Raw genomic sequence first — 6,868 nt, 5'->3', positions numbered from 1 at the left:
GACTTGCATGTATTAGGCACGCCGCCAGCGTTCGTCCTGAGCCAAGATCAAACTCTCCATAAAAGTGTTTGTGATTGATGACACCGTCATCTATTCTTAGCTTCAAAAATTGATTCAGGGATAAAAAACTTTCGTTAGATCAATCCAACGTTTTACTTCTTACCTCTTTTTCATACTGGTTGTTTTGTTCAGTTTTCAAAGAGCAAATTTTGTTTGCCGTTTCTTAACGGCGACTTTTCTAATATAACATGGATGTAATATCCTGTCAACAACTATTTTTAATTTCTTGTCGCTAAATCGTTTGCGTTTGTTTCGCTTTTTGGCGACGGTTATTAATGTACCATGAGACAAAACGGTTGTCAACGAAATATACAAAATCTAAATTGTCTTTTAATTACTATTTAACTCCTAAAAAGTTTCTTCTATTTAATAGCAAAAATACTTGCTAAATTCATTTGCAACTTTTTTAGACAAATCCTTTTTCTTTGTTCCAAACCTGTCACGAATCCATAACCTTTTATTCCTCCAACGAAAAGAAAATATGCTATACTACAATGGAACGCTAAGGGAGGAATCTGAAATAAAATGGCACAACTTGTCTACTCGAGTAAAATAAATAAAATTCGTTCATTTGCTTTAATCCTAATTTTCGCTGGAATCCTACTCATGTATGTAGGTTTGATTTTCAAAAGCAGAGAATGGTTGATGGTTATCTTCTTCATATTCGGTCTGCTAGCAATCTTTGCAAGTCTTATTGTATATTTATGGATTGGCACACTCTCGCTCCGAGCCGTTCCGATAGTATGTCCGAGTTGTGAGAAACCGACAAAAATGCTTGGGCGTGTTGATGCGTGCATGCATTGTAAACAACCGCTCACATTAGACAAAGATTTAGAAGGTGCGGAATTTGACGAGAAATACAACAAACGGAAATATGCCAAACAAAAAGAGCAGGCATCCGATTAAAAAAGTCACCAGAGGAACGATATCCCTGGTGACTTTTTCATTTTATAATTAATGTTTTTCCGTTCCTACCGCTTTGCATTCCTCACATGTTCCATACAATTCCAGGCGATGATAGCTAATGTCAAAGCCAGCTACTTGTTCCGCCAAAGATTCTACTTCATCCAATGATGGATAATGGAAATCTACTATCTTACCGCAACTATTGCAGATAATATGATAATGCTCGGATGTAGTACAATCGAATCTGCTAGAAGAGTCTCCATAGGTCAGTTCGCGTACGAGTCCTATTTCTTTTAATACACGTAAATTATTGTAGACCGTTGCAACACTCATATTAGGAAACTTCCCTTCCAGCGCTTTATAGATTTCATCCGCTGTAGGGTGACTCATCGAACTTAAAAGATATTCAAGAACTGCATGACGTTGCGGAGTAATCCGGACGCCTGATTCTTTTAATGTATCAATCGCATCTCGCAGTCTTTTTTCAGACATCACAGCAACCTCGCTTTCAATAGATAATAGCATACAAATAATATTATTAAATAATAATCTTTATAATCAGTTTATCGTCATTTGCAGTTCTAGTCAATATAAGTAGCTTGAGAATAGTAAAAACTTATCAATCGAATGAATTTCATAATTAAAGTCGACTTTTCCATCACCATTTTGTAGTTGGAAACGAACCAGCTCAACTACATATGATGATGAGGAAGCATTAAATACGTATTATGAAATTCATTAAATCGTCTGTTAATTTCGGTTAATAACCTCGGTCCGGATTAATTTTATTGATGAGTTCACCATTTTTATTTTCATATACAGCAAGGTTCTTATGAAAAATTTCGAGTGCCCGTTTTACATACTCCGGAGACAGACCAGATAGATGCGGAGTGATCGTAATATTTTTTTCTTTCCAGAAGCCATGTTCTTTAGGTAGTGGCTCCTCTTCAAATACATCCAGAACAGCGTGGTCTATTTCTTCTTCCCGAACCGCTCGTAGCAAATCATCTTCAATCAGTACATCTCCGCGGCCCATATTTAAGAATACAGCCGATTCTCTCATTGCTTTAAAATGATTATAAGTTAAGATCTGTTTCGTTTCTGCGGTGCTCGGCAGAACAGAAACGATTAAATCTGCTTGAGGTAAAGCTCGCATTAATTCTGTTGCTCTATAAACTTCATCAAAATGCTCTGTCGCTTTTCCGCTCCGGGAAACTCCGATTACGTTCATATGAAATGCTTTCGCCAGTCTTGCAGTTTCACTGCCGATTGCACCTGTTCCAAGAATTAGTAATGTTTTCCCTGTAATTTCTCGAATCCTTACCCCTTTATCCCACTCGGAATGACGTTCGTTTTCAATGATTGTTTTCGCATTGCGATATACTTGAAGAAGCATCGCAATTGCATATTCGGCCATTTGTGTCTTATGTATGCCTCTTGCATTCGTTAAAAGGATTCCCCTTTCTTTCAACTGCTCAAACGGAAACCCGTCCACCCCGGCGGAGAGGCATGCAATCCATTTAACGTTCGGTGCTTTAGCAAGAAACTCTTCCGTTACATCATTTCCATATGTAACATATACTTCCGCCTCGTCCAACTGTTTTTCTATATCTGCAGGCTGTTCACCAAAAACAAACTGCTGATTTGGAAATGTCTCAGTTAATTTTTTCTGATGCTTGCTTGAAATTTTAGCTGAAAATACAATCATGAAACTTCCCCCCCTCATCCCATCAATTCTATTTTATCCTTGTACCTCATCCCGTAAATACTCGAGTGCCTCTTCCACATGCCCTTTCACGCGGACTTTCCTGTATTCCTTTAATAACTTTCCTTCTTTATCGATAATAAAAGTGGAACGTTCGATTCCGTAATATTCTTTACCGAAATTCTTCTTCAGCTTCCACACATCGAAATCTTCTGCCAACTTATGTTCCTCGTCTGCCAGTAATTCAAATGGCAGTTCATGTTTATCAATAAATTTCTGATGTCTTTCTACCGGATCGGGACTGACCCCGAGAATTACTGCGTCCAGTTCACCGAATTTCTCATGATTGTCTCTAAAATCGCAAGCCTGCGTTGTACAGCCAGGCGTCATATCTTTAGGATAAAAATAAAGAATGACATATTTCCCTCTATAATCGCTCAAACTGATCTCCTCACCAGTCTGATTCGGTAATGTAAAATCATTAACTACTTTTCCAACTTCAACCGTCATGAAAATCCCTCCATCTCATTTTTAGCAGTGTAACCCGCTCTAAGTCTTCCACTACAAACTTCAGCAATCCCTTCCATTCTAAGCAGAAGTTTTAACAGCTAGTATCGAACTAACAATCCGTGAGTATTGAAAAAAACCACGGAATGAAGTTTCACTTTAAACTCACTATATCATAGACAAGAGCCGGATTCCTTAAAAAATGCTTTTCTAATTATGTACGAAGCGTTAATGTTTGATATAGTAAGTATGCATCTATTCATTATATGTATCACCGTAATTACTCATGAGCAGGAGGCGTAAGAATGAATTATCAAACATCAGAAAAATTACATCAAGAGGCTTTAGAACATATCGTTGGCGGAGTGAACTCCCCTTCCCGGTCTTATAAAGCGGTAGGCGGTGGCTCACCTGTCTATATGGAACATGCACAAGGCCCTCATTTCTACGATGTCGACGGAAATAAATATATTGATTATTTGGCGGCTTATGGTCCCATCATTACAGGGCATGCACACCCGCATATAACGAAAACAATCCAAGAGCAAGCGAGTAAAGGTGTGCTTTACGGAGCACCAACAAGTCTTGAAAATAAATTTGCGAAAATGTTAAAAGAGGCTATTCCTTCCCTTGAGAAGGTACGGTTTAACAATTCAGGGACAGAGGCCGTCATGACAACGATCCGTGTCGCTCGTGCGTATACGGGCCGAGATAAAATCATCAAATTCGCTGGATGCTACCATGGACATTTTGATGCAGTTCTCGTTGAAGCAGGATCTGGTCCATCCACTTTAGGAACACCAGATTCAGCAGGCGTACCACAAACAACGGCAAATGATGTCATTACCGTCCCTTTTAATGATTTAGCAGGACTAAAAGAAGCATTAGAAAAATGGAAAGATGAAATTGCTGCCGTTCTTGTGGAACCGATAGTCGGGAACTTCGGAATCGTCACACCTCACGACGGCTTTCTTCAAGGTGTAAATGACCTTGCCCACGCAGCAGGGGCACTCGTTATTTATGATGAAGTCATCTCTGCATTCCGCTTCACTTATGGAAGTGCCCAACAAGTGTACGGTGTCGAACCGGATATGACAGCAATGGGTAAAATTATCGGCGGCGGCTTGCCTATCGGTGCTTATGGCGGACGGAAAGATATTATGGAGCAAGTTGCACCACTAGGACCTGCTTATCAGGCAGGTACGATGTCAGGTAACCCGTTATCCATGGCTGCAGGGATTGCTTGCTTGGAAGTGCTTCAAGAAGAAGGGGTTTACGACAAGTTGGAAAAACTTGGTGCCCAACTTGAAGCAGGTATTTTAGAAAAAGCGGAGAAACATCAGATTGACATTACAATCAATCGTCTGCGCGGCGCATTAACGGTATTCTTCGGTACAGAAGAAGTGACAAACTATGCAGAATCCGAGGCAACCGACGGCGAGGCTTTTGCGAAGTTCTTCAAACTGATGCTACATGAAGGAATAAATCTTGCCCCATCGAAATACGAGGCTTGGTTCCTAACGACCGAACATACGGAAAAAGATATTGATGACACAATCGCAGCGGTTGATCGGGTCTTTGTAAAAATGAAATAATCAAAAGCGGAAGCGCCCGTTTAGCGACGTACGGATTGGACTGAGCCGGAGAAGATAAAGGAAACACAGCGACTAAAAGGAGCTGATGTTGACTTATCGTACGGAGGTGAAGGAAATCCGATAGTCGCTGGGCGCTGGAGCTGGATGTAACAAAACAGGAAGAAATCCTTTTACAGATTTCTTCCTGTTTTTCTATAGTTTGACTCCATTATCTAAATTCTGGATTTCGTATAAATCAAAGTAACTTCCTTGTTTCCTCATTAACTCTTCATGGGAACCTTTTTCTACGATTTCACCGTTTTCGATAACGACAATCGTATCGGCGTGCGTGATTGTAGCGAGGCGGTGGGCTACAATGAATGTCGTGCGCTCTGCAGCAAGTTTTTCCATTGTTTCCTGAATTAATGATTCACTTTCAAGATCAAGTGCTGATGTTGCTTCATCGAATATGAGAATTGGCGGGTTCTTCAGGAATACACGGGCAATTGCGATTCGTTGTTTTTGTCCACCGGATAATTTGACCCCACGTTCACCGACTAATGTGTCGTAGCCTTTCGGGAGGTTCATAATAAAATCATGGGCATTCGCAGCTTTAGCCGCTTCGATTACTTCCTCGTCCGTTGCATACGGATTACCCATCCGGATATTCATTGCAATCGATTCACTGAATAAAATATTGTCTTGTAAAACCATACCAATATTATTCCGTAATGAGCGGGCTTTTACATCCCGAATATCCATGCCATCAACTCGGATTTCCCCACCGGTTACATCATAAAAGCGTGGGATTAAGCTTATCAATGTTGATTTCCCGCCACCACTCATCCCCACAAATGCAACAGTTTCCCCTTTCTCCACTTTGAGGTTAACGTTTTTCAGTACTTGTAATTCATCCTCATCATAATAGAAGGAAACATTGTCGAATTCTAACGTACCATCTACCCGGTCCAATTGTTTAGCTTCGTCTTTATCCGTTATATCATATTTTTCATTCATGAATTCGAACACCCGGTCAATCGATGCAACCGATTGGACGAGGACGGTCGAGGAGTTCACTAAACGGCGGAGCGGGCTATACACCCGGTCCATGAATCCGACAAAGGCAACCATTGTACCGACTGTCACGCTTCCATTAATCACCTGATAACCTGCAAAAGCAATAACGAGCAGCGGTGCAAGGTCTGTTATCGTATTTGTGACGGCAAAGGTTTTCGCGTTCCAGTCCGTATGTTCGAGTGCTTTATTCAGAAAGCGGGAGTTCCGCTTACCGAATTGCTCTTGTTCATAATCTTCTAATGCGAAACTGCGAGTGACAGGCACTCCTTGAATTCGTTCGTGAAGATGTCCTTGTACTTCTGCAAGCTTCTGTGATCGTTCCCGAGTAAGCTGTCTGAGACGGGCATAGAAATATTTAATCGCAAAGCCGAAGAACGGAAAGAGCGCCATGGCAATGAGCGTTAACGGAATATCCATTGCGAACATGATTCCTAGTGCGATGAAAATGGTAATTAAATCCAACCATACATTCATCAAGCCAGTCATCACGAAATTCTTTGTTTGTTCGACATCATTTATTACCCGGGAAATAATCTCGCCGGATTTTGTCTTCGAATAATACTTTAAACTAAGCTTTTGAATATGATCAAAAAGCTTGTCACGAATATCAAAAAGAATTGTGTTTCCGACCCACTGCGCATAATATTGTCTAGCATATTCAATTGGTGGACGGATAATCAAGAATATCAGGAAGGCGATTCCCATTACCCAAAATAGTTGAGTAACCTTTTCGTCCGCGGTCATTGTCTCGACGTAAATAATATCGTCCAGTACATACTTAAGAATCAGCGGCATCAACAAAGGTATACCAAATTTTACAATCCCGATTATAATCGTCAGGAATATCTTCCATTTATACGGTTTTACAAACTCCATATATTGTCTAATACTACTCATGCAGTCATCTTCCTCTTATATGTACTATAAAGTGAAACTTCAATTTGTGGGTTTTTTTCTTCATCCCCCACTGATTGTTAGCTGAACGAATCTTAGGTGTTAGCTCATGTTTCTTCCCACCTAAACTTTCTCGAAAACCCTA

Annotated in this window: 6 protein-coding genes and 1 rRNA gene; 2 read left to right on the top strand and 5 right to left on the bottom strand. The window is 40.4% G+C overall.

The window, feature by feature from the left end:
* Nucleotides 1-63: ribosomal RNA gene (locus L3V42_RS15665) — 16S ribosomal RNA — on the bottom strand; the annotation flags it as partial.
* A gap of 522 nt (nt 64-585) precedes the next feature.
* On the opposite strand from L3V42_RS15665, the gene L3V42_RS15660 reads away from it, so the two are divergent.
* The gene (locus tag L3V42_RS15660) at nt 586-966 is read left to right on the top strand and encodes a YgzB family protein (RefSeq protein ID WP_235762736.1); all 381 of its coding nucleotides are present in this window, start codon (nt 586-588) and stop codon (nt 964-966) included.
* A gap of 48 nt (nt 967-1,014) precedes the next feature.
* On the opposite strand, the gene perR is transcribed toward L3V42_RS15660, so the two are convergent.
* From perR to bcp, 3 genes are all read right to left on the bottom strand, one after another.
* Nucleotides 1,015-1,458, bottom strand: coding sequence for a peroxide-responsive transcriptional repressor PerR (gene perR, locus L3V42_RS15655; RefSeq protein WP_235762737.1), 444 nt, complete (start codon nt 1,456-1,458; stop codon nt 1,015-1,017).
* A gap of 268 nt (nt 1,459-1,726) precedes the next feature.
* Entirely contained in the window at nt 1,727-2,674 is a 948-nt protein-coding gene (locus tag L3V42_RS15650) for a D-2-hydroxyacid dehydrogenase (RefSeq protein WP_235762738.1), read from the bottom strand.
* 33 nt (nt 2,675-2,707) lie between these two features.
* Nucleotides 2,708-3,181, bottom strand: coding sequence for a thioredoxin-dependent thiol peroxidase (bcp, locus tag L3V42_RS15645; protein ID WP_238472419.1), 474 nt, complete (start codon nt 3,179-3,181; stop codon nt 2,708-2,710).
* Nucleotides 3,182-3,483: 302 nt separating this feature from the next.
* Here bcp and L3V42_RS15640 point away from each other — a divergent pair, with 302 nt between their 5' ends.
* Nucleotides 3,484-4,773: a glutamate-1-semialdehyde 2,1-aminomutase gene (locus L3V42_RS15640; RefSeq protein WP_238472418.1), complete on the top strand. Its 1,290-nt coding sequence runs from the start codon at nt 3,484-3,486 to the stop codon at nt 4,771-4,773.
* Between the two features lie 192 nt (nt 4,774-4,965).
* Here L3V42_RS15640 and L3V42_RS15635 read toward each other — a convergent pair whose 3' ends face one another.
* A complete protein-coding gene (locus tag L3V42_RS15635) occupies nt 4,966-6,726 on the bottom strand; it encodes an ABC transporter ATP-binding protein (RefSeq protein WP_238472417.1) in 1,761 nt (586 codons plus the stop codon).
* Nucleotides 6,727-6,868 lie beyond the last annotated feature (142 nt).

Origin of the sequence: Oceanobacillus alkalisoli (assembly GCF_022213125.1) — a bacterium.
Taxonomy (GTDB): domain Bacteria; phylum Bacillota; class Bacilli; order Bacillales; family Amphibacillaceae; genus Oceanobacillus; species Oceanobacillus alkalisoli.
Note: the sequence above shows the minus strand (reverse complement) of the source record. Positions and strands in the feature narration are given on the sequence as shown.